This window comes from Paenibacillus sp. S-38 (genome assembly GCF_049942825.1).
Classification (GTDB): Bacteria; Bacillota; Bacilli; order Paenibacillales; family NBRC-103111; genus Paenibacillus_G.
In genome coordinates, this window is sequence record NZ_CP187970.1 from 651,647 (window position 1) to 675,567 (window position 23,921).

The window sequence follows — 23,921 nt, forward strand, 5'->3', positions numbered from 1 at the left end:
TGTGCCGGCACGGCACGCGGCGGGGACCTGGGCAGCCCGCCGGGCGGCCGAATCCCCGCTGCTCGGCTGGGGAGCGGATGCGGGACTCACCCTGCTGCTCTTCCTGCTGCTCGTGGAGTGGCTGTATCCGCTCCGCCTGCTCGTCTATGTAACGGAAGTGTATGCGATCGGCCCGTTCGTGCTTACCTTCGCGCTGCTGCTCCTTGCCGATACCTTCCGCCTGCCTGCGTGGGCCGTATGGCCGGTCAAGGCAGCCTGGATCGTCACGGTGACGGCCTGGTTGCATGCCGGAGGAACCCTGCCTTCCCTGGTGTGGTGGGAGCAGTGGGGGCACGAGCTGCTCGCCGATGCCGAGGAAGGGCTGCGGGGCGAGCTGGCCGGCTGGGAGCCGGCCACGCGGACCCTGCTGTTTCTCTCAGGATGGGCGTTCTTTCTCTCCGTAGTCCAGTCCTTCGTGCTTGAGCGCCGGAGCATGCTCTGGTTCGGCGGGCTGACGCTCTTCTATCTGGGAGCGATCGAATGGATCTTCGGCGTCGATATGGGATACGCCGCGCTGCGGAGCGTGGGCTGGACGCTGCTGCTGCAGGGCTGCCTGCAGGGGGCACGCTGGCACTGGTGGAGCGGAGCGGCTGCGGAGGATTCTTCGCCTTCGGAGACCGGCGCTGTCCGGGAGCGGCCCTATGGGGGGACCCTGCCCGCCGGTGTGGTACTGGCCGCCTGCTGTCTGCTCTTCGGCTGGCTCGGTACCCTCCTGCATCCGGGCGCGGTGCGCCCGCCGGATTGGTCGGCGGCGCTCCGTGCGCTGGAGCAGGGGATTCACGGAGCGCCGTGGGTCCCCCAGGACCGGGGAGCGGCGGCACAAACCGGATATGGAACCGATGACACGAAGCTTGGACAGCCGCTGACCCCGGACAGCAGCCCGGCGTTCACGGCGGTGACCCCCCGGCTGACGTATTGGCGGGGGGAGGCCAAGAGCTATTATACAGGGCAGGGGTGGACGGAGTCCGGCGGGGAACTGACACAGGACCTTGCTTCCGGTGCGGTCATCGAGGGATCGCCGTCCGCCGCAGGCACCCTGCGTCAGCAGGTAACCGTTCAGGCGTGGAGCCTGAACCGCCAGCTGTTTGCCGGCGGCACGGTGACCGCCGTGACGAAGATGACGTCGGAGAGCGGGCTGGCCATTCCTGCCTCTTGGGTCTGGAAGGATAAGGGGACGGACCGGATCTCTCTGCCGGTGCTCAGTGATCCGATGGTCTCTTATACGGTGGAGTCCAGGCCGGCCGCCGAAGAGGACGAGGTGAGTCGTGCCGATTCCCTGGCGTACCCGCCTGAGATTCTGCGGCGCAATCTGCAGCTGCCGGACTCCCTGCCGGCCCGTGTCAGGGCGCTGGCTGTCGGCCTGACGCAAACCGGCATAACACCGTATGCGAAAGTCAAGGCGGTGGAGGACTATCTCCAGTCGCAGTATGTCTACAGCCTGCAGGACACCCGGGCGGTGGAGGCCGGGGAGGACCTTGTGGACCGGTTCCTGTTCGAGCAGAAAACAGGGTACTGCGACCACTTTTCCTCCTCCATGGTGGTGCTGCTCCGGGCCGGCGGCATACCGGCCCGCTGGGTGAAGGGGTTCACCCCCGGCGAGGTAATGGCCGTCACGGCGGGGGACGGAGGGAAGCCGAGCTACACGGTTCAGGTTCGGCAGCGGGATGCCCATTCGTGGGTGGAAGTGTACTTCCCGCAGCTCGGCTGGGTCTCCTTTGACCCCACGCCTGCACTCCCTTCGGCGCAGCGGGCAGACGGGAAGGAAGCGGCGGCTGCGCCGGCCGCGGAGCCTGAGGCTGCCGGGGACTCGGTCTGGCAGCGGGCCGGTTCTTGGCTGGCCGCCGGAGGGGGAACGCTGCAGCAGGGAGCCGCAGCCGGGCTGTCGGCGCTCCGCGAGGAAGGCGGGCCGCTGCTCCGCCGGCTCCTGGCGGCTGTGACCGGCCATGCCGTTCCGGCAGCCGTCGCAGCTGCCCTTGCCGTCGCGGTCCTTGCCGCGTACGCGCTATGGCGGCAGTACCGCCGGCTGCCCGCGCTGCCGGGCTTCGGCCTGCTGCCGGGCCTGCGGCGCGCGGTGCGCCTGGCCTTCGCGGAGCGGCTCTGGCGCCGCCTGCAGCGGGCCCACGGCCGGGCGGCGCAGGCGCAGACGCTGCGCGAGTACGCCGCGTCCCGGTGCTGTGCCGGTGAAGCCCAGCAGGCCGCACTGCTGCAGCTCACTCAGCTGCTCGAGGCGCTGCGCTACGCTGACCCGCGGGCGCCGGAAGCGCGCGTAACGCGCCGCTCGCTGACGGAAGCGTGGCGGCACGTGAAGCGCAGCCGGCGGCTCTAGCCGGCCCGAAATAAGCCGCCGACATGGCGCAGAAAAGCCCGGATTCCGCCGATGCTGCGGATCCGGGCTTTTGGGTTGCGGGTCTTCTTTTACCGGTCTTGTGGAGACTAGGCTATCGACCCTGAGCTTTTCCCAGGGCAGGAGTATCCCCCCGCATCCCTGTACCGGGCCGCCTGTATTCCCTGCTTTTCCTGTATAACTGCAGCCTGTAAGCCGAGCGGTCCGCTCACATGCCACAGCCGTACCGCCGGCGGCACTACTGCTCCCCTTCACGCTTGCTGTCGTTGCGCCGCTCCTCGCCAGGCGTCTGTGCTTCGTTGGGCTGCTCCCGCCCCCTGCGCTCCCACTCTTCCACAACCCGCGCATTATGGGCCCGCAGATCGGAACGGAGACCTTCCCTGGGCCTTTCCTCGAGCCGACGGAGCCGCCTGGAGATCGATTCGAGCCGAAAGATCACGTACAACGGAAATCCCAGGAAGAGCAGGATTCCCAAAGGGCTGATGAACATAACTGCCGCCTCCTTTTCATAATGATAAATCCCATTCTTGATTTAATTTTACCATATATTGGAGTCGGTGTTCATGTCATCTGCGCTGTACTTCAAAGAAGCCCGTCACTCCGACCCAAGTCCCAGGTGATCCCTTGCGGCATCGCTTATCCTAAGCGAACCGACGGGAATTCGAGAGGATAATCCCCTCAAATTCCCATCTCTTCTTGTCCCACCGAGGGCGATTTTTTCGTAACCGCTATCAACCCCATAGCTGCGCGCAGAAGGCGTTTTAGAAGGTTTTTTCGACCGGACCGTCCACTTTTCCGCCCTGTTCCCCAAATCGGGATAGGCATTGCCCTTTGTCCGGGAGACGCTTATAATAAGGGCTATTAAAAAAAGAGGCGGAGGAACAAACAGAACATGGACAAGCCGAATGAAATTATCGTGGTGCTCGACTTTGGGGGGCAGTACAACCAGTTGATCGCGCGCCGCATCCGTGACCTTGGCGTCTACAGCGAGCTGCTGCCATTCAATACGCCGGCGGACAAAATTCGGGAACTGCAGCCCAAAGGGATCGTATTCTCGGGGGGACCTGCCAGCGTGTACGGGGAAGCTTCTCCGCTGGTTGACCCGGCGGTGTATGATCTTGGCGTGCCGATCTTCGGGATCTGCTACGGGATGCAGATGATGGCCCATCAGCTCAACGGCAAAGTGGAAGGCGCCCTGAAGCGGGAATACGGTAAGGCGGAGGTTGACTTCGCGGCGGGCTGTGGGCTCACTCACGGTCTGGAGAGCCGTCAAACGGTATGGATGAGCCACAGTGATCTCGTGGTGCAGGCACCGGAAGGCTTCGTTGTCGATGCCGGTACGGAGCATGCGCCGATTGCCGCGATGAGCCATCCGGACCGTAAGCTCTATGCCGTCCAGTTCCATCCGGAAGTGCAGCACTCCGTCTACGGGAATGAAATGATCCGCAACTTCCTCTACAAGATCTGTGAGTGTGAAGGCACGTGGAGCATGGAGACTTTCATTGAAGATACGGTACGTGAGATCCGCGAGCAGGTGGGCGACCAGAAGGTGCTCTGCGCGCTGAGCGGCGGCGTGGATTCTTCGGTTGTCGCGATGCTGATCCATAAGGCGATCGGCGACCAGCTGACATGTATGTTCATCGACCACGGTCTGCTACGTAAGGACGAGGCGGAGAGCGTCATGGACACGTTCGTCGGCAAGTTCGACATGAAGGTCGTCAAGATCGACGCGCGCGAGCGGTTCCTCGGCAAGCTGGCCGGTGTGGACGATCCGGAGCAGAAGCGCAAAATTATCGGTACGGAGTTCATCCGTGTCTTCGAGGAAGAGTCGGCACAGTTCGACGACTTTGCTTTCCTGGCACAGGGTACGCTGTACACGGACATCGTGGAGAGCGGCACAGCAACGGCACAGACGATCAAGTCCCACCACAACGTGGGCGGTCTGCCTGAAGACATGAAGTTCAAGCTCGTGGAGCCGCTGAAGGCGCTCTTCAAGGACGAAGTTCGCAAGGTGGGCGAGGAGTGCGGTCTGCCGGAGGCGATCGTATGGCGTCAGCCGTTCCCGGGCCCGGGGCTTGCGATCCGTGTGCTGGGCGAAGTGACCGAGGAGAAGCTGACCATCGTGCGGGAGTCCGATGCGATTCTTCGCGACGAGATTGCCAAAGCGGGCCTGAACCGCGAAATCTGGCAGTACTTCACCGCGCTTCCTAACATGAAGAGCGTAGGCGTTATGGGTGACGCCCGTACGTATTCGTACACGGTCGGCATCCGCGCCGTGACGTCCATCGACGGCATGACCGCGGACTGGGCGCGCATTCCTTGGGACGTGCTCGAGAAGATCTCCGTTCGGATCGTCAACGAAGTCGACAACGTCAACCGGATTGTCTATGATATCACGTCGAAGCCGCCGGCTACGATCGAGTGGGAATAGAAGATAAAGCAGAGGACCTGCGTTTTCCCGAGGGGAAATGCAGGTTTTTCCATTGGGCCCGATGAAATAAAGACGGATTACCGAACGAAGGTCAAAAAAAATATGACAATGTTCGGAATATCCATTGACAAGCTTCGACACGCCTTCTAGAATGGAAAGAGTAAAGCAGCAGCCAACAAAACCGCATACAGGAATAACGTTTCGTATAATTCCGGGAATTGGCCCGGGAGTTTCTACGAGATCACCGTAAATGATCTGGCTACGAACAAGGATATCGGTTCACGGAATCCCCGTGGAGCCTTCTTTATGCTTGGACGAGCCCGGACCCTCTTCATGGTGCCGGGCTTTTTTGTATAATTTTAGGGAATATGAGCCAACCTTATATTTTCTGAAGCTATTCAGTGCTCCAAGCAAGCAGCTGTCTGCAACAGAAGGCGCGGCCTGTGGATGATTTCCCATGCCGCCCCAAGCGTATCCCGCCTCCGGCGGACGCTGATCCGAGCTCGTTGTTCCCCAAAACCACTTGGAGGGATTTTAGGATGGATCGTTTCTTTAAGCTGAAGGAGAACGGAACCACGGTACGCACCGAAGTGATGGCCGGATTGACGACGTTCATGACGATGGCGTACATCCTGGCCGTCAACCCGAATATTCTCAGTGCGTTCGGTTCCGGAGCTACAGGCATGGACTGGACCTCGGTCTTCCTGGCGACGGCGATTGCCGCCGGCGTCATGACGATTGCGATGGGCCTCTTCGTGAACTTCCCGGTAGCACTGGCTCCGGGCATGGGTCTTAATGCTTACTTCGCTACGGTGATCTTGGCTTCGCAGGGTACGTTCACGTACCAGATGGGACTTACGGCCGTCTTTATCTCCGGTCTGATTTTCATTGTGCTTACGGTGACCAAGGTGCGCCAGATTCTGCTGGTAGCCGTACCGGACTCGCTCAAGCACGCGATTACGGTGGGGATTGGTTTGTTCATCGCTATCGTCGGATTGAAGAACAGCGGTCTGATGACGATTGCCGTTGAATCGACAAACGATATTGCCAAAGGCAAGTATACCGATCTGCTCTCCTTCGAGTCGGTCATTCATATCGGCAGCATGCATAATGTGAATGTCATTCTCTGTATCGTAGGCCTGGTGCTGATCTCGGCGCTCATGGTACTCAAGGTGCGGGGGGCCATCCTCTTCGGAATTCTGCTCACTACCGTTGTCGGAGCCTTCATGCATAATCCGGACGGCTCCGCCGTAGTGAACTTTGCGAACCTGGGCCGCCCTGAGACCACGTGGGTTCCTGATATGAGCAAGCTGACGTTCGGTCACTTTGACTTCGCAGGCGTTCTTAACGCGGGGATTATCACCGTCATCGCCACATTCACGTTCGTGGAGCTGTTCGATACGTTCGGTACGCTGGTGGGTACTGCCAACCGTGCGGGTATGATGAAAGATAAGGCAGAAGGCAACAAACGCGTCGGCAAAGCCATGATGGTCGATGCTGTAGGTGTCAGCGCCGGTGCGCTCGTCGGTACGAGCACCGTAACCGCGTTCGTAGAGAGTGCGGCTGGGGTAGCCGAGGGCGGACGTACGGGTCTTACCGCCGTGACGACAGGCGTGTGCTTCCTGCTTGCCTTGTTCCTCGCCCCTGTGGCTGCCCTGATTCCGGGGTCTGCGACGGCGGCGGCGCTCATTGTTGTCGGCGTCCTCATGATGCAGGCCGTCCGCGAGATTGATTTCCAGGACCTCGTATATGGCATCCCGGCCTTCTTCATCGTGGCGCTGATGCCGTTCACGTACAACATCGCCAACGGGATTTCGTTCGGGATCGTCTCTTACGTGCTGCTGGCGACCGTGGCGAATGTAGGAGCGAAGGGGCAGTACAAAGTCCACTGGATGATGTGGCTGCTAGCCGTATTGGTTGTAGCCCGCTATGTCTTCCTCGGCGGGGAATAAACGGCTAAGGTCATAAACGTGTGAGGCCTTGGCAGGATCAGGATTAAGGGGAATTCTTAAACAGACAAACAGATAAATATATATTACAGGGGACCAGGCCCCGGAAGCCGGACAATCACTGTCTGGCGGCCGGGGCTATCGTATGTTCAGAATCACTCGGTACCACTTTCGTATTTTAAATTTTCAGAAAAGTATATTGACTTCCCCCGGAACGCATACTATAATGACAAACAAATCCAAAACAAACCCCATAATAAAAACGCGACGAACGGGAACAGTAGCGGGAAGAACCTGTACAGAGAGCTGCGGAAAGGTGCAACGCAGTCAGGGACGCCGGTGAACACTCACCCGGGAGCGGCAGAGCCGAAGCGCTGATGCAGATTGCATCCACGCCAGTAAGCTCTGACGGGTGCCTCCGTGAACAGGCTTCAAGCGGGCAGCTTTGAACTCATGATGAGGGAGCTGTCAACAAGAGTGGTACCGCGATAGGTCAGCCTGTCGTCTCTTATTTTAGAGACGGCGGGCTTTTTGATTTTCAGTCCGGAGGCAATGCCGGGCATCAATCAATTTCATAGCAGTAAACGCGATGAACGGGAACAGTAAGGCAGGCCGGTGAACAGAGAGCTGCGGGGTGGTGCGACGCAGTCAGCGGCAGGTCTGAAGCTCGCCCGGAAGCGGCGGGATTGATAACAGCGGAAGAGCGGCAGGTGCTCTTCGGCTGGAGTAGATTCCGACGGAGGCCCACCGTGAGAAGGGCTTCGAGGTGGAATTCCTGATGAACCGGCGGCCTGCAGGCTGCGGGGATACGGAATTCAAGAAGAGTGGTACCGCGGCAGGGCATCGAGCCCGTCGTCTCTTATGCAGAGACGGCGGGCTTTTTTGATATTTCATCAGGGTAGTTGGGAACACGGTCTTTAAGAATGGCATCAGGACAAGGGATAAGCCAATACACTACATTTTGGGAGGATAACGACATGAGAAAAATTATGATTTTCGATACGACCTTGAGAGACGGAGAGCAGGCCCCGGGAGCGACGCTGACACCGCAGCAGAAGATCGTGATTGCGCGGCAGCTTGCGAAGCAGGGCGTGGACGTCATTGAACCCGGATTCCCGATTTCGAGCCCAGGGGATTTTGCCGCGGTGGAACAAATCTCAAGAGAAGTAACGGGCGTGGAGATCTGCGGCTTCGCCCGCGCCGTCAAGGGGGATATCGATGCGGCCGTGAAAGCGACACGGGACGCGGAACGCCGTCGTCTGCACATGTTCCTCTCCTCATCGAGCATTCACCTGGACTTCCAGCTGCGCAAATCGCGGGAGCAGGCCATTGCGATGGCCCGGGAGATGGTCGCCTACGGCAAACAGTTCGTGGAGCGCATCGAATTCTCGCCGATGGATGCCACACGGACCGGAGACGAGTTCCTCTTCGAGATGATCGAGGCCGTCATTGCCGAGGGAGCGACGATTATCAACATCCCGGACACGGTAGGCTATGCGCTCCCCGACGAGTACGGGGCCATGTTCACGCGGGTGATGCAGAATGTGCGGGGCAGCGACCGGGTGGAGTTCAGCGCCCACTGCCACAACGACCTGGGGCTGGCGGTGGCGAACTCCCTGGCGGCGATCAAAGCGGGGGTCTCCCAGGTGGAGGTTACGGTGAACGGCGTTGGAGAGCGTGCAGGCAACTGCTCGATGGAGGAGCTGGTCATGGCGCTCGAAACCCGGGGGAATGCCATGGGGGCGGTCACAGGCATCCGTACCGAAGAGATCTTCGCCACCTCGCAGATGGTCTCCCGGGCGATGAGCTTCCCGATCGCCTTCAACAAGCCGGTGGTCGGCCGCAACGCCTTCCAGCATGAGGCCGGCATCCACCAGGACGGCCTGCTCAAGAACCGGAATACCTACGAGATTATGGATCCGGAGCGGCTGGGGGTACCGCGCAGCATGATCATTCTCGGCAAGCATTCCGGCCGCCATGCGATTCGCCACCGGGTAAGCGAGCTGGGTGTGGAGCTGACCGACGAGCAGATGGAAGGCTTCTACGCTTCCTTCAAGAGCCTGGCGGACAGCCAGAAAGTGGTTCACGATCATCAGCTCATGCAGCTGATTGGGGATGCCGTGAACCGGGTAATGGAACCGTACACGCTGGTCTCCACCCAGCTCGTGACCGGAACGGCCGGACACCGCGTCGCATCATGCACGATCCGCAGCGAAGCGACCGGGGAAGAGAAGACTTATACGGGAACGGGTGAGGGCCCTGTCGAGGCGGTCGTGGCGGGCATCAAGCAGGCGCTGCCCTTCGCCGTCGAGTTCGCCGATCTCGAGCTGTACTCCTTGTCCTCCGGCGAAGAAGCCAGCGGGGAGGCGATCGTCACCGTACGCAGGGATGGAGCCTCTTACCGGGGGATTGCCGCTCACCGTGATATCCTGATCGCCGCCGCTCACGCCTTCATGGCGGCGTGCAACCAGGCGGCGAGAGAGGGGGCCGAGGTGCAGGAGCAGGCAGAGATAGCGGAGGCCCGGATCTCCTAAGGCGGCTGCCGGCAGGATACTTAATGAGGTAAAATGACTGGAAAAAGGGCTGTGGATACTAGTTATCCACAGCCCTTGTGTATAATGTGGGTAACTTCAAAAAAGGCTTGCGATTCGCGGGTTTGGGAGGTTTCTCATTTCGCGGCACGCGTGGATAAGTTTTCATGAAAAAGCTGTGTATAATGTGGATAAATCTGTGGATTGAATTAAAAAAGCCGATAATATCAAGGAAAACGACAAATTTTTATGTGGATAAGGCTGTGGATAGGGACTTCATTTTTCTGGATATCCTCAGCCCGTTGTAAGCGAATACATGAATCCGTGGACAACATTTCTTGGAACAAGTCCACATTGTGGACAACCGGCCCAAAGCAAACGGATGATTCGACTCTATCCACAGGGGTGATATAAATACAAAGCCTGAAACCGCTAGAAAGGATGGTGTCCCATGCTGAACCGATTCCGGCTGATTCAAAGCGATGAGGTGAATCTGTCTTCCTTTGACCCCGAAGAGACCGGCGGCATTGAGAGCAAGGAACAAATTCACGAAGAGTTTAAGGACCTTCAGGAGCGGCTGAAGGAGCTTCAGGATAAGCTGTATGCCGGCAAAACGCATGCCGTGCTGATTATTTTCCAGGGCATGGACTGCAGCGGGAAGGACGGCGTGATCAAAAAGGTGCTGTCTAACCTGAACCCGCAGGGGTTCCGGGCGGAGAGCTTCAAGAAGCCGACGGCCGATGAGGCGGCGCACGATTTTCTGTGGCGCACGCATAAGGTCATGCCGGCCAAAGGGTATATGGCCGCTTTCAACCGTTCTTACTACGAGGATGTGCTGATTACCCGGGTGCACGGCCTGATCTCGGACGAAGAAGCGGACCGCAGGCTGGATCATATCCGGCATTTTGAAGCGCTGCTGCTCGATAACAATGTGGTGATCATCAAAATTTTTCTACATATCTCACCCGAATTTCAACTCGGCAAAATCCGGGAACGGCTGGAGAACCCGGAGAAGCTCTGGAAATTCGATATGAGCGATCTTCAGGAACGAAGATATTGGGAAGAGTACCGCAAAGCGTATGAGGTGGCGCTGGCCCGCTCCGCAAAAAAGCGCAGTCCCTGGTACGTCGTTCCCGCCAACAAGCGTTGGTTTCGCGACTACCTGGTGCTGCGCATTATCGTGGAGGAGCTGGAGGCGCTGCCTCTGCAGTATCCGACCCCGGAGATCGACCTCGCCGGATTGTTCGACGACCGAAACGACCGCCGTCCGGAGGCTTAACGTAAGAACGGGAGCACCGGCTTATGCACTTGGAGCTATTCCGCCAGTCCCTCCCACTCGTCATAGCAGGCCGTAAGCTGGGCGCGCTTCTCTTCGAGGAGCGCGTTCTTCTGCTGTACGAGGACATAGTCGTTATAGACCTCAGGGAGCGCCAGCTCGGCCTCGGTCTCGCCGATCTCCGTCTCCAGCTGGGCGATCTGGGCTTCGAGCTGCTCCAGCCGGCGCTGCCGGGACCTTTCTTCGCGCTTCGCCTGCTTGCCGGCCTCATACCCGCCGCCTTTGGCGCTGTCCGCTTCCTGAGCGGAGGAAGCGGCTGTCCCGCCGCCGCTCTTCGCGCTTCGGGCTGCAGCCTCCTTCGCGAGACGCTCCTGCTCCATCTCCGCGAGCTCCTGCTTTTTCTCCATATAATCGTCGTAGTTGCCGAGATAGCCGGTCACCCCGTCCGCTGCCAGCTCCAGCATGCTCTCGGCCATCTTGTTCAGGAAGTACCGGTCATGGGAGATGAAGAGGAGGGTGCCTTCGTAATCGATGAGGGCCGACTCCAGCACTTCCTTGCTGTATAAGTCCAGGTGGTTCGTCGGCTCGTCGAGAATCAGAACGTTGGCCTTCAGCAGCATAAGCTTGGCGAGCGCGACTCTGGCTTTCTCGCCGCCGCTGAGTGATCCGACCTTCTTGAAGACATCTTCGCCGCTGAACAGGAACGAGCCGAGGACCGTACGCACCCGGGCTTCCTCGAGGTGAGGATACTCGCTCCAGAGTTCTTCGAGCACCGTGTTGTGCGGGTTGAGACCGGTCTGCTCCTGATCATAGTACCCGATCTTCACGTTGGCGCCCCAGGTGAACGAGCCGCGGTCCGGCGCGTGCTGGCCGATCAGCGTCTTGAGCAGCGTCGACTTGCCGACCCCGTTCGGGCCGATGAGGGCGGCCGTATCGCCGCGGCGCAGCTGGAAGGTCACGTTCCGGATGAGCGGGTTGACCCCGTCATACGACACGGCGACGCCCCGCACGTCCAGCACCTCGCGCCCGGAGATGCTGTCGACCTCGAAGGAGAAGCTCGCCCGCTTCAGGTCACCGAGCGGCTTGTCGATCCGCTCCATCTTCTCAAGCGCCTTGCGCCGGCTCTGGGCGCGCTTCGTGGTCGAAGCCCGCACGATGTTGCGCTGGACGAACTCCTCCATCTTCGCAATCTCGTCCTGCTGCTTCTCGTACTGCTTCAGCTGGATCTCGTAATCGGCTTCCTTGAGCTCGACATACCTGGTGTAGTTGCCGGTATAGCGGCGCGAAGTGGTCCGCTCGATCTCGTAGATGGCATCGACGAGCGCGTCCAGGAAATAGCGGTCATGGGATACGACCAGGATGGCGCCGGAGTAGGAGCGCAGGTACTGCTCGAGCCAGGTCAGCGTCGCGATATCCAGATGGTTCGTCGGCTCGTCGAGCAGGAGCAGGTCCGGCGCTTCGAGCAGCATCTTGGCGAGCGCGAGGCGGGTTTTCTGTCCGCCGCTCAGTGCCTGCACCGGCGTGGCGGGGTCCATGCTCCCGAAGCCCATGCCGTTCAGGATGCCGCGGATCTTGGCTTCGATCTCATAGCCGCCCCGCTCGCGGAATCGTTCGGAGAGCTCGGCATAGCGCTTCATTGTATCTTCCGTCTTTTTCTCGTCGGCCAGCACGGCCTCATCGGCCATGAGCGCCTCAAGCCGGCGAAGCTCCCCTTCGGTCTCGAGCAGCTCCGAGAAGACGCTGAGCAGCTCGTTCCACATCGAACGGTCCGAATGCAGGCCGCTGTTCTGTTTGAGGTAGCCGATCCGCGTTTCCTTGTTCTTGAAGATCTGGCCGCCGTCATACGACAGCTCGCCGGCAATGATCTGCAGGAGCGTTGACTTGCCCGCCCCGTTCACGCCGACGAGCCCGATCCGTTCCCTGGCCTCGATTTGTAGTGATATATTGGAAAGCACGGTATTGACCCCGTAGCTTTTGGTGATTCCCGACACCTGCAGCAGCATGGTTGACAAGCCTCCCGAACCTCGAAATAATCTTGGGTAGTTGGATAAATGAATGACGGTTTCTTTTCTTGTGTAGTGTAGCATATTCCCGCGCCGCTGTGCATTCCCTCCCGAGGCTTCGTCCGAGGCACTCCCGTTTCCAAGCAGGGGGTCCGGCTGCCCGGAGCCGCAGGCGGGGGAAAGGCTGTTTTTATTTTCATGTTGTGATAGAATGTTGGTATTCCAGAATTGAACCGCTAAAGAGAGGCCGCCCTCATGAATATAAAAGAGAGAAAAATCGAGCTTCGCCGCCAAGCGGAAGCCATTCGGTCTGCCCTGACGGAGGAACAGCGCAAAGAGAAGTCCTCCGTCATCAGCGCCAAGGTGATTGAACGCCTCGAGGAGCTGCTGCAGCCGGATCCTTCCGTGCGCCGGCGTCCGACGCTTTTCACTTATATGCCCGTGAAGACGGAAGTCGATGTGACTCCGGTGCTTGAAGCCTGCTGGAAGCGCCACTGGCGTGTGGTCGTTCCCAAAGTGTTCGCCGCCCACAAACAGCTGAAGCTGTATGAAGTCCGTTCTTATGCGGATCTGGAGCGGGGAACCTGGGGCATCCGGGAGCCGGTTGCCAAAGCGCAGCAGCTGATGGATATCCGGCAGATTGACGTTGCGCTCGTTCCGGGACTGGCCTTTGACCAGAACATGGGCCGTCTTGGCTACGGAGGCGGGTTCTATGACCGCTTCATGCAGCAGTACGTGCGCACGGGGCTGCCGAAGCCTTATATTATCGCCGCCTCCTTCGATAAGCAGCTGATCCCCGAGGTCCCTATGGGGCTGTTCGATTTCCGGATCAACGAGCTCATCACCGAGACGAGAACGATCGTGGAAGGGAGCGGGAAGACCGATGGCTGAGCAAGGGAGTGGAGCAGGGGCCCTGACCCATTTTGACGGGGAGGGCCGGGCACGGATGGTGGATATCTCGGACAAAGCCGAGACGGTCCGTGCGGCTACGGCACGGACTACCGTGACCATGCAGCAGGGTACGCTGCATCTGATTAAGGAAGGCCGGATCGGCAAGGGCGATGTGCTTGGCGTCTCGCAGGTGGCGGCGATCATGGCGGCGAAGAAGACGTCGGACTGGATTCCGATGTGTCACCCTCTCCCGCTGACCGGTGTGGAGGTCCGCTATTCCGATAACGGAGAGGGCGAGCTTTATATAGAAGCGACCGTGAAGACCAAAGGCCAGACCGGCGTGGAGATGGAGGCGCTGACGGCGGTATCGGCTGCTGCACTTACGGTATACGACATGTGCAAGGCGGCAGATAAAGCGATGCGCATCGGGCCTACGCTGCTGCTCAGCAAGACGGGCGGCAAGAGCGGCGATTATCAGGCGGAGCTGTAGGCGGACGGGGCGGGAGCCGGCTCTCGGGGCTTCGGGTGAAGCGGAAAAGCCGGCCTTTGACCCTGATTTTTTTTGTATGCACAATCCATACCCGGGAAAGGAGCAGGCTTATGCGCTGGAAGGTGGCTATCTTGACCGCAAGCGACCGCGGATTCCGCGGGGAACGGGAAGACACGAGCGCCCAGGTGATCCGGGAGCTGATCGAAGAAGAGATCGGCGGCGAGATCATCGAATACCGTGTCGTACCGGATGAAAAAGACGAAATCATGGCCGCACTGATCGAAATGACCGACTACTTCAAAGCCGATCTTATACTCACCACCGGCGGAACGGGCCTGGCCGCCCGCGATGTGACGCCCGAGGCGACACTTGGCGTGATCGACCGCCAGGCTCCGGGCTTCGCCGAAGCGATGCGTATGGCGTCGATGCAGAAGACGCCGCGCGCCATGCTCTCCCGGGCCGTATCCGGTATCCGCGGACGGACGCTCATTCTCAATCTTCCCGGAGCGCCGAAGGGCGTGATGGAGAATCTGTCGGCGGTGATGGGCCAGCTCCCTCATGCGCTCGGGATTCTCACCGGAAGGGAAGGGGACCACGGCGATGAAGCGTGAGGATCTCCTTCAAGAGGTGGCGGTGGAGCAGGCGGTCGGCCTGATGCTGGCCCATGACCTGACGCAGATCCTTCCCGGGCAGTTCAAGGGGAGGCTGTTCCGCAAAGGTCACGTGATCCGCGAGGAGGATATCCCGGCTCTGCTGTCCATCGGCAAAGAGCACATCTACACGATGCGGCTCGTGGATGGCATCCTGCATGAGGACGAGGCTGCGCGCCGGATGGCCGAAGCCGTCCGCAGTCCGCAGGTGGAGCTGACCGAGCCGCATGAAGGCAAGATCACGCTGAAATCGGCGATCCATGGCCTCGCGGTCATCGACAAGGCGCGGATCGATGCGATGAATGCGCTCGACGGGATCGTCATGTCGACGATCCGCTCGCATACCCCGGTGAAGCCGGGGCAGCCGCTGATCGGCACACGCGTCGTCCCGCTGATCATTGAAGAGGAGCGGATCGCGGAGGTGGAACGCATCGCCTCCTCTTCGGAGGAGCCGGTGCTGCAGGTGAAGCCGTTCCGTCCGCTGCGGGCGGGGCTCATTACGACCGGCAGCGAGGTGTTCAAGGGCCGCATCCAGGACAAGTTCGGCCCGGTGGTGCGGGAGAAGCTGGCCGCCTTCGGCTCCGAGATAATCGAGCAGCGGTTTGCCCCGGATGACAGCCCTGTGATCGTCCGGGAGATTCACCGGTTCCTGCACGAGGACAAGGCCGAGCTCATCCTGCTGACGGGCGGCATGTCCGTCGATCCGGACGACCGCACCCCCGGTGCGATTAAGGCGGCCGGGACGGATATCGTCTCTTACGGCACGCCGATGCTGCCGGGCTCCATGCTGCTTATGGGCTATATCGAGGGAGTCCCGATCATGGGTCTGCCCGGCTGTGTCATGCATGATCCGTTCACCTCGTTCGATGTGCTGCTTCCCCGCATCTGCGCGGGAGAGATCATCGAACGCCAAGATATTACAGAGCTCGGATACGGCGGGCTGCTCGGCTGTTAGCTGACAGTCAGCGGAGTACCGTGCCAACCATTTCATGAAGGAGCATGCTTATGTTAGGGAATATAGGCATCAGCGAATTTCTACTTATCGCCGTCATCGCACTGCTCTTGTTCGGACCGAGCAAGCTGCCGGAGCTGGGCCGGGCCCTCGGCAAGACGCTGCGTGAATTCAAGCAAGGTACGCGTGAACTGCTTGGTGACGAAGCGGAGTCCGCGCCGCCCCGCAAGGATGTAACTCCGCAGGAACCGCCGGCGGCCGTGCCGACTCAGGCCCCGGCATCTGCACAGGAGGCCCCGGCGGCACAAGCGCCGGCATCCGCACCGAGCCAGCCGGCGGCGCCGAAATCCGAGACGCCGGCGGAGAACCGGACAGACCAGCGCCGGCTTCCGGATTGAGACTCCGCACGATTATCATTGAACTTCCTTGGCAGGTGAATCCGCATGAATCATGAAGAAGAAGGAATGACGCTGGTCGAGCATCTGACCGAGCTGCGCAAGCGGATCTTCTGGGTCCTGCTTGTCCTGGTCATCGGGATGGTCATCGGATTGGTCTACGCCAAGCCGCTGATCCTCTATCTGCAGTCCATTGCGCCGATCGCGAATGTGAGCTGGCATACGTTCTCCCCTTGGGAGCCCATCAAGCTCTATATGAATTTCTCTCTGGTCACGGGGCTGCTCATCGCCCTGCCCTTTGCCTTGTACCAGATCTGGGCCTTTCTGAAGCCGGGGCTGCGTGAGGTGGAACAGAAGGCTTCGCTGCTGTACGTTCCTTTTGCCTTCTTCATGTTCCTGCTGGGGCTGGCGTTCGGGTATTTTGTCGTGTTCAAAATGGCCTTCTTGTTCACGTCCTCGATCTCCGCGAACCTGCAGCTGACCGAAACCTACGGCGCCGCACAGTATTTCTCGTTTATGTTCAATATCCTGCTTCCGATTGCGCTTGTCTTTGAGCTGCCGATCGTAGTCATGTTCCTGACCAAAATCCGGGTGCTGAATCCGCTTGTGCTGAAGAAAGTCCGGCGGTATGCCTACCTGGCGCTTGTCGTGATCGCTACCATGATCACACCGCCCGATGCGGTGTCGGCGATCGTTGTGGCCCTGCCGATGATTCTACTGTATGAGTTCAGTGTATTTCTGTCCGCGACCATTTACCGCAAGCAGCTCTTGGAGGATCAGGCATGGGAGGCCGAAGCCGCCACGCTGGAAGGAAGCTCAAAGTCTGTCGAATGACAGGCTTTTTTCTTTTACCAAGAGGACAGAAAGGATGTGGGCGGGAGACCCCGTTCAAGCTCGCGGCCGGGGAGCAGCTGCCGTATATTTCCGGTTTGCTTGGATACAATGGGGGAGGTGCGAAAAAGTTGTAAAAGCACTTGCAAATTCACGACGAAGTCGGTATCATAAAGAGTGTTGTTAGCACTAGAGGTATTCGAGTGCTAACAACAAGATTCGACTCGACTCTGTACCTAATTTTAAAGGAGGCTATTTTCTCATGATCAAACCGTTGGGTGATCGCGTAGTTATTGAAGCCATTGCAAAAGAGGAAACGACCGCAAGCGGCATCGTTCTGCCGGACACAGCGAAAGAGAAGCCGCAAGAAGGCAAAGTCGTCGCTGTAGGCAGCGGTACCCTGAAAGACGGCGAGCGTATTCCGCTGGAGCTGAAAGAAGGCGACCGCGTGATCTTCTCCAAATATGCCGGTACGGAAGTGAAATTCGACGGCCGTGAGCTGTTGATTATGCGCGAAAGCGACATCCTGGCGATTCTGGCTTAGGAACGCAGCCGCTATATACTTAAGTTAGACGCTTTCACTTACTTACACAATGGATCCGGAGTCGTCCGGAGGAAGTATACATGGCAGTACCATTTTTATATTCGGGAGGGTTCATTCATGGCTAAAGAAATTAAGTTCAGCGAAGACGCTCGCCGCGCGATGCTCCGCGGGGTTGACGCTCTGGCGAATGCCGTTAAAGTTACACTCGGTCCTAAAGGCCGCAACGTAGTACTCGAGAAGAAATTCGGTTCCCCGCTCATCACCAACGACGGTGTAACGATCGCGAAGGAAATCGAACTCGAAGATGCTTTCGAGAACATGGGCGCTCAGCTCGTGAAGGAAGTAGCTACGAAGACGAACGACATCGCCGGTGACGGTACGACGACAGCTACGGTTCTGGCTCAAGCTATGATCCGTGAAGGTCTGAAGAACGTAACGGCTGGCGCTAACCCTATGGTTATCCGCAAAGGGATCGACAAAGCGGTTCGTGCAGCGGTTGAAGAGCTGGCAAGCATCTCCAAGTCCATCGAAGGCAAGCAATCCATCGCACAAGTAGCGGCTATCTCTGCTGCTGACGACGAAGTGGGCGAGCTGATCGCAGAAGCGATGGAGAAAGTGGGCAAAGACGGCGTAATCACCGTTGAAGAGTCCAAGGGCTTCGCTACGGAGCTGGAAGTGGTTGAAGGCATGCAGTTCGACCGCGGTTACATCTCCCCTTACATGATTACGGACACGGACAAGATGGAAGCTGTTCTGGACAGCCCGTACATCCTGATCACAGATAAGAAAATCACGAACATTCAAGAGATCCTGCCGGTTCTCGAGAAAGTGGTTCAATCCGGCAAGCAGCTCCTGATCATCGCGGAAGACGTGGAAGGCGAAGCCCTGGCTACGCTGGTAGTCAACCGTCTGCGTGGTACGTTCACTTGTGTGGCTGTCAAAGCTCCTGGCTTCGGCGACCGCCGCAAAGCTATGCTCGGCGACATTGCTGCCCTGACCGGCGGCCAAGTCATTACGGAAGAACTCGGCCTTGAGCTGAAATCGACGCGTCCGGAGCAGCTGGGTTCCGCTCGTCAAATCCGTGTAACGAAAGAAAACACGATCATCGTGGACGGCGCCGGCGACAAGAAAGACATCGGTACGCGCGTATCCCAGATCCGTGCCCAACTGGAAGAAACGACTTCCGACTTCGACAAAGAGAAGCTCCAAGAGCGTCTTGCGAAGCTCTCCGGCGGCGTAGCTGTCGTGAAAGTTGGCGCAGCGACCGAAACCGAGCTTAAAGAGCGTAAGCTCCGCATCGAAGATGCGCTGAACGCTACGCGTGCAGCGGTTGAAGAAGGTATTGTAGCCGGCGGCGGTACGGCACTCGTGAGCGTGTACAATGCAGTTGCTAACGTGGTTGCTGAAGGCGACGAGAAGACGGGCGTAAACATCATCCTGCGCGCTCTCGAAGAGCCGGTTCGCACGATCGCAGCTAACGCTGGCCAAGAAGGTTCCGTCATCGTGGAGCGCCTGAAGAAAGAAGCTACAGGCATCGGCTACAATGCGGCAACCGGCGAGTGGGTCAACATGATCGAAGCCGGTATCGTAGACCCTGCGAAGGTTACCCGTTCCGCTCTGCAGAACGCGGCTTCCGTAGCGGCTATGTTCCTGACGACCGAAGCGGTTATCGCTGACAAGCCGGAAAAAGATAAGCCTGCTATGCCTGACATGGGCGGCATGGGTGGTATGGGCGGCATGGGCGGATTCTAATCCGATCCATCTGCGGAAGATGGCAGCATCCTTAAGGGTGCCGCCATCTTTTTTTGCTTTCAGCCGGGTACCCTGACAGACAGTCGCCTTTTGCTGAGGAACGTTCAGGCCTGTCATCCATACCGTCCAGGTATTTATGATATACTTGGAGGGCACAAAGGTAGAATAGAACCTTAAAGAGTATGGAGGCATTCTATGCTTCATTTAACGATGAACGGACTGGCCGCAGCGGTCTACCGTTATTTCCCATATCCAGTCTTGGAGCAGGGCTGGCAAGTATATTCCGAGGGTCGGATTATCGATTATATCGTCGATGGAGTACTGATCCGGGCCTTTGTTATGGATGACTCTTACGAGCGGGATTACCCGCTTCTAGTTGAGCTCAACTTGGAGGATCTTAGATACAGTACTTGTGACTGCCATTCCGATGGTTACTGTGAGCATATGGCGGCCGTGGTGTTCGAATGGTGTGACCGGGCCGATTACGATCCTGCGAAGCTCCTGAAGTCCGGCAGTTCGGCTTTGGGGGGAACGGGCGGGAGTTCGGCTGCGCGTCTGTCCTCGGCAGGAGGAGGGGAAGCAGGCGATTGGGCCTCGATCCTGGATACGCTGACCACGGCAAGAAGCTTGCTGCCCCGGGAGGAATCGGCTGTTGATTTGGAGTCACCTGTTGAGGGGAGTGGGCCGGTCGGTTGGCATAAGTACTTCCGCAGCCGTGTTCATCCGAACCGCTTCAGCAGCCTCCAGGCGGCATCAGGGCTCTACGACAAGGTGCTGGGTGAGCTGCTTCCTATAGCTGAAGGCTGGGAAGAGACGGCGGCTAAGCTTTATGAGCTGCACGTCATTCTATTTGCGATGAAGCTGACGGAAGAGATTCAGGTGAGCCATATTCGGCAGCAGTATGACTTTTCGTATTATCAGCGGATGGAAGTGTATCGGGATCTCGCTTCCCGCTGCTGGGAGCACTTTGCGGATATAGTGAGGGTAATCCCAAGGCAGGCCGCCTGGGAGCACTATGAATCGGTGCTGCTGGAGACGGAAGAGGTGCTGCATTCCTATGCCCAGCCCGCACCCTCTACGGTTGTGCCCTGGATGCAGATCTATACGGCCCTTTGGTGGGACTTGCTGTGGAGTGAGGCGGGTGCTGAGAGGGAGAAAGCCCGGCTGCTAAAGGTTTCCGAAGAGGAGGAGCTTCCGTCTTCCCGTGCCGAATGGCTGATGAGTGCACAGCTGCTGTTCGCCATGCGTGGAGGCATGGATGAGGAGGCGATGGCACTGGCCGCCCGGATGGGTCATTCGGCTCCGGCGAAGGTGCTTCCGTACCTGGAGGTTATGGCGCGCACTCGCAACTGGGAGCGCATGGCGGCGTGGCTGCAGCGGCTGGTTCCTTGGATGACGCGCGTTCCCGGCGGTCAGCTCGGCAGCTACTTTGCCCTGTGGGAGCAGGTAAGAGGGGCGCTGGGGCTGCAGCAGGAGTGGAAAGACGCTGTCTTCGCGCTTCTTCCCCGCAGCCTGGATTACTATACGGAAGAATTGATGAACTCCGGTCTGTACAAGGAATGGGTCGACGTACACCTCGTTCTTGGGTATACCCCGATGGATTTTCGGGCGAGTGAACTCAAACCGATCGAGACGGAGCAACGGGAGCTGCTGCTGCCCTGGTATCACCACAGCGTAGAGCTGTTCATCGCGGAGAAGAACCGGGATGCGTACAAGCGTGCGGTACGGCTGCTGAAGAAGCTTCAGAGCCATTACAAGAAGCTGAAGCGTACGGAGGTCTGGGACCGGTATTTGGTCTACCTGACGACCCGCTATTCGCGTCTGAGGGCGCTTCAGGAGGAGATGCAGAAACTGCGAAAAGGAGGAGATGCTTCGTGACGCTGCTGAAATCATTGGCGGACGTCCAAGGAGCCTGCGAGGCGGACGGCAGCTGGGTGCTCTGGGCCCTCAACGAGCGGGGACAGGCCATCACGACTGCGGAGCTGCGCCTGCGGCTGTTCGCATGGCATGAGCGCAGCCTGTACGGTGCGCTGCTCGAACCAGGCAGCCAGCCTGAGAGCGTCCGGCTGAGCGCCTATGCGGCGCTGGAGTACCTGGCCGCGCCGGGTACGGCCATCCATCTGCCGCTGCACTGGTCGGCGCAGCTGGAAGCTGCCAGGCAGGTGGCTGCCCTTGGCATGGAGGCGCTGCGCAGCGGCTGGTACCGCCCTGACGCGCAGGCTTGGCAGTCCGGCCAGCTGGGCTGGCAGCTTGTCGTGCCGGAGGCCCGGGCTGCTGAGGCGGCCGAGCGGATGGAAGCGGCCGCAGCGCACGGCGTCGACGGCGGCGACTGGTTCAGCCGGGCGCTCGGCGAGCTGCTGCAGAGCGACCCGACCGTGCAGGCGGCCTGGGACGAGCTGCAGCGGGAGCAGCCGCTGCTGCAGGCGGTGGCCCTGGACTTGGCCGTGGGCGATGAGGCGCTGGCTGAGGCGTCGCTGCGGCTGGACGAAGAGGCGTGGCTGGCCGCTGCCGGCTGGCGGCCAGACGAGGTGCCGTTCCGCAGCTGCTTCCAGCTTATTGAGCCGGAGGATGAGGACGACGAGTGGACGCTGCGGATGCTGCTGCAGGATAAGGATGATCCGACTCGGCTGGTGGAGATCACCCTGGAGGCGGATGGACTGCTGCTGGCGCCTGACGGGCTGCCGGCCGAGTGGGCCGAGCATGCGGCCCGGCGTGTGCCGCAGGACGTGGAGCGCAGCCTCCGCGCGGCTCCGGAGCTGGAGCGTGAGGGCGGCAGCGGCTTAGTGAGAAGCCGGCTGGGAGAGAATGCAGCCTGGCTTTTCTTGCACGAAGGCAGCCTGAAGCTGCTGCAGGCGGGCTATTCGGTGTTCCTGCCGGCCTGGTGGGAAGAGCTCCAGCGGCTGACCCCGCGTCTGAAGGCGAAGCTGAAGTCGTCTGTCGGCTCAGGGGGCAGCTCCTTGCTCGGCCGGGATCAGCTGATGCAGTTCGACTGGAAGGTCGCCATTGGCGATATGGACTTCTCCGAAGAGGAGTTTGCCCGCATGGCAGCGGAGAAGAAGCGTCTCATGAAGGTCAGAGGACGCTGGATTCAACTGGACCCGGCCATGCTGAGGCAGATGCAGGAGGCCATGAGAGGGCCGGACCGGCGGGGAGGCCTGTCCCTGCGCGAAGTGCTGGAGCTGCATTTGCTGGCTGGAGAGCAGGCTGAGCTTGATGTAGAGGACGATCCGGCAGCTGCCGGCGAAGGGGCTGCTCCTGCGCTTCAGATGGAGGTAGAGCTCAACGCCCATATGGCGCAGCTGCTTCAGCATCTGCAGCATACGAAGCAGATCCCGATCGTGGAACCCCCGGCGGGGCTGCAGGCGGAGATGCGTACCTATCAGAAGGAAGGCATGTCCTGGCTCTTGTTCATGCGTCGGTTTGGCTTAGGTTCCTGCCTTGCGGATGACATGGGGCTCGGGAAGACGCTGCAGTTTATTGCTTACCTGCTCGCTTCGCGGGAGCAGGCGGCGGATGATGGCAGGCAGCTGGCCCCGGCCATGCTGATCTGCCCTACCTCGGTGCTCGGCAACTGGCAGAAGGAGCTCGAGCGGTTTGCACCGACGCTGAAGGTCCATCTGCACTATGGCCCTTCGCGTCATCAAGGGGATGCTTTTGCTGAGGCGGTGAGCGGAGTCGATCTTGTGCTTACCTCCTATACCCTCGCTCAGATGGACGAGGAGACGCTCTCCGGCGTGCTTTGGGATGTGATAGGGTTAGATGAGGCCCAGAACATCAAAAACGCTTATACGAAGCAGTCGACGGCTGTCCGGCGTCTCGAAGCGGGACATAAAATTGCGCTCACCGGCACCCCGGTCGAGAACCGGCTGACGGAGCTTTGGACCATTTTCGATTTCATTAATCCGGGGTACCTGGGCTCGTTGAATGAATTTAATCATAATTACGTGGGGCCGATCGAAAAGACCCGTGACGAAGTACTGCTAGGACGCGTGCAGAAGCTCATTCGTCCCTTCCTGCTGCGCCGGGTGAAGAAGGATCCCGCCATTCAGCTGGATCTGCCGGACAAGTACGAGACGAAGGCTTATATATCGCTGACCGTCGAGCAGGCGACCCTCTATGAGAATGTCGTACAGGATCTCATGAACCGGATCGATACCTTGAGCGGCATGGAGAAAAAGGGTCTCATCCTGGCCACCCTGACGAAGCTGAAGCAGATCTGCGATCATCCCGCCCTCTTTCTCAAAGACAGCGGCGGGACGGCCGTGGAGTCGGAGCTGGAGCGCTCCTCCAAGCTGTCCCGGCTGCTGGAGCTGGTGCAGGAGCTGCGCGCTGAAGGGGAGAGCTGCCTGATCTTTACGCAGTTCGTTGAGATGGGGAATCTGCTTCAACGTACGCTTGAAGAGCAGCTTGGCGAGCGGGTGCTGTTCCTGCATGGCGGGGTGCCCAAAGCACAGCGGGATGCCATGATTGAGGGCTTCCAGCGTCCGGATTCAGCCGATGGGGAACGCAGCAGTGTGTTTGTACTCTCTCTGAAGGCTGGAGGCACAGGGCTGAATCTGACAGCCGCCAATCATGTGTTCCACTTTGACCGGTGGTGGAATCCTGCTGTCGAGAACCAGGCGACCGACCGGGCGTTCCGTATCGGACAGACCCGCAACGTGCAGGTGCACAAATTCATTGCCCTCGGCACGCTGGAGGAGCGGATCGATGAGATGATCGAGCGCAAGCTGGGACTCAGCCAGCAGATCGTGGGCACGGGCGAGAACTGGGTCACGGAGATGTCGACGCATGAGCTGAGAGAGCTGTTCGCCCTACGGCGTGAGTGGATCGGCAAGTAAGAGGA

17 protein-coding genes, 1 riboswitch and 1 other annotated feature are annotated in these 23,921 nt (G+C 59.5%); of the genes, 15 read left to right on the forward strand and 2 right to left on the reverse strand.

Annotated features, from left to right (window positions below; all coding sequences use genetic code 11):
- The first annotated feature begins 1 nt into the window (after position 1).
- Complete coding sequence (locus ACP26L_RS03120; RefSeq protein ID WP_426451059.1) at positions 2-2,365, forward strand: transglutaminase-like domain-containing protein; 2,364 nt, start codon at positions 2-4, stop codon at positions 2,363-2,365.
- Positions 2,366-2,621: 256 nt separating this feature from the next.
- Here ACP26L_RS03120 and ACP26L_RS03125 read toward each other — a convergent pair whose 3' ends face one another.
- Complete coding sequence (locus ACP26L_RS03125; protein ID WP_426451060.1) at positions 2,622-2,873, reverse strand: hypothetical protein; 252 nt, start codon at positions 2,871-2,873, stop codon at positions 2,622-2,624.
- 402 nt (positions 2,874-3,275) lie between these two features.
- Between ACP26L_RS03125 and guaA the strand changes: the two genes are divergently transcribed.
- From guaA to ACP26L_RS03145, 4 genes are all read left to right on the forward strand, one after another.
- A complete protein-coding gene (gene guaA, locus ACP26L_RS03130) occupies positions 3,276-4,814 on the forward strand; it encodes a glutamine-hydrolyzing GMP synthase (RefSeq protein ID WP_426451061.1) in 1,539 nt (512 codons plus the stop codon).
- Between the two features lie 181 nt (positions 4,815-4,995).
- Positions 4,996-5,096: riboswitch (purine riboswitch) on the forward strand.
- Positions 5,097-5,353: 257 nt separating this feature from the next.
- On the forward strand, positions 5,354-6,766 hold the full coding sequence (locus ACP26L_RS03135; RefSeq protein WP_426451063.1) for an NCS2 family permease: 1,413 nt from the start codon (positions 5,354-5,356) through the stop codon (positions 6,764-6,766).
- Between the two features lie 255 nt (positions 6,767-7,021).
- Positions 7,022-7,275 (forward strand) — a binding site (T-box leader).
- A gap of 465 nt (positions 7,276-7,740) precedes the next feature.
- Positions 7,741-9,297 (forward strand): 2-isopropylmalate synthase, encoded by a 1,557-nt coding sequence (locus ACP26L_RS03140; protein WP_426451064.1) that lies wholly within the window; start codon positions 7,741-7,743, stop codon positions 9,295-9,297.
- A 448-nt stretch (positions 9,298-9,745) separates the two neighbouring features.
- Positions 9,746-10,573 (forward strand): PPK2 family polyphosphate kinase, encoded by an 828-nt coding sequence (locus tag ACP26L_RS03145; RefSeq protein WP_426451066.1) that lies wholly within the window; start codon positions 9,746-9,748, stop codon positions 10,571-10,573.
- 35 nt (positions 10,574-10,608) lie between these two features.
- Here ACP26L_RS03145 and ACP26L_RS03150 read toward each other — a convergent pair whose 3' ends face one another.
- Positions 10,609-12,573, reverse strand: a complete 1,965-nt coding sequence (locus ACP26L_RS03150; RefSeq protein WP_426451068.1) for an ABC-F family ATP-binding cassette domain-containing protein — start codon at positions 12,571-12,573, stop codon at positions 10,609-10,611.
- 255 nt (positions 12,574-12,828) lie between these two features.
- Here ACP26L_RS03150 and ACP26L_RS03155 point away from each other — a divergent pair, with 255 nt between their 5' ends.
- The 10 genes from ACP26L_RS03155 (at position 12,829) to ACP26L_RS03200 (ending at position 23,916) form a co-directional block, all read left to right on the forward strand.
- The gene (locus ACP26L_RS03155) at positions 12,829-13,464 is read left to right on the forward strand and encodes a 5-formyltetrahydrofolate cyclo-ligase (RefSeq protein WP_426451069.1); all 636 of its coding nucleotides are present in this window, start codon (positions 12,829-12,831) and stop codon (positions 13,462-13,464) included.
- The gene (moaC, locus tag ACP26L_RS03160) at positions 13,457-13,954 is read left to right on the forward strand and encodes a cyclic pyranopterin monophosphate synthase MoaC (protein ID WP_426451071.1); all 498 of its coding nucleotides are present in this window, start codon (positions 13,457-13,459) and stop codon (positions 13,952-13,954) included. Before ACP26L_RS03155 ends, moaC begins: the two co-directional genes overlap by 8 nt.
- A gap of 110 nt (positions 13,955-14,064) precedes the next feature.
- Positions 14,065-14,565, forward strand: coding sequence for a MogA/MoaB family molybdenum cofactor biosynthesis protein (locus ACP26L_RS03165; RefSeq protein ID WP_013914379.1), 501 nt, complete (start codon positions 14,065-14,067; stop codon positions 14,563-14,565).
- A complete protein-coding gene (locus tag ACP26L_RS03170) occupies positions 14,555-15,559 on the forward strand; it encodes a molybdopterin-binding protein (protein WP_426451073.1) in 1,005 nt (334 codons plus the stop codon). Before ACP26L_RS03165 ends, ACP26L_RS03170 begins: the two co-directional genes overlap by 11 nt.
- A gap of 50 nt (positions 15,560-15,609) precedes the next feature.
- Entirely contained in the window at positions 15,610-15,954 is a 345-nt protein-coding gene (locus ACP26L_RS03175) for a twin-arginine translocase TatA/TatE family subunit (protein WP_426451075.1), read from the forward strand.
- Between the two features lie 45 nt (positions 15,955-15,999).
- Positions 16,000-16,785 (forward strand): twin-arginine translocase subunit TatC, encoded by a 786-nt coding sequence (gene tatC, locus ACP26L_RS03180; RefSeq protein WP_426451076.1) that lies wholly within the window; start codon positions 16,000-16,002, stop codon positions 16,783-16,785.
- Positions 16,786-17,044: 259 nt separating this feature from the next.
- On the forward strand, positions 17,045-17,326 hold the full coding sequence (gene groES, locus ACP26L_RS03185) for a co-chaperone GroES (protein ID WP_013914383.1): 282 nt from the start codon (positions 17,045-17,047) through the stop codon (positions 17,324-17,326).
- Positions 17,327-17,443: 117 nt separating this feature from the next.
- Entirely contained in the window at positions 17,444-19,078 is a 1,635-nt protein-coding gene (gene groL, locus ACP26L_RS03190) for a chaperonin GroEL (protein ID WP_426451077.1), read from the forward strand.
- 195 nt (positions 19,079-19,273) lie between these two features.
- On the forward strand, positions 19,274-20,956 hold the full coding sequence (locus ACP26L_RS03195) for a hypothetical protein (protein ID WP_426451078.1): 1,683 nt from the start codon (positions 19,274-19,276) through the stop codon (positions 20,954-20,956).
- Positions 20,953-23,916, forward strand: a complete 2,964-nt coding sequence (locus tag ACP26L_RS03200) for a DEAD/DEAH box helicase (RefSeq protein ID WP_426451079.1) — start codon at positions 20,953-20,955, stop codon at positions 23,914-23,916. The genes ACP26L_RS03195 and ACP26L_RS03200 overlap by 4 nt, the downstream gene beginning before the upstream one ends.
- Positions 23,917-23,921 lie beyond the last annotated feature (5 nt).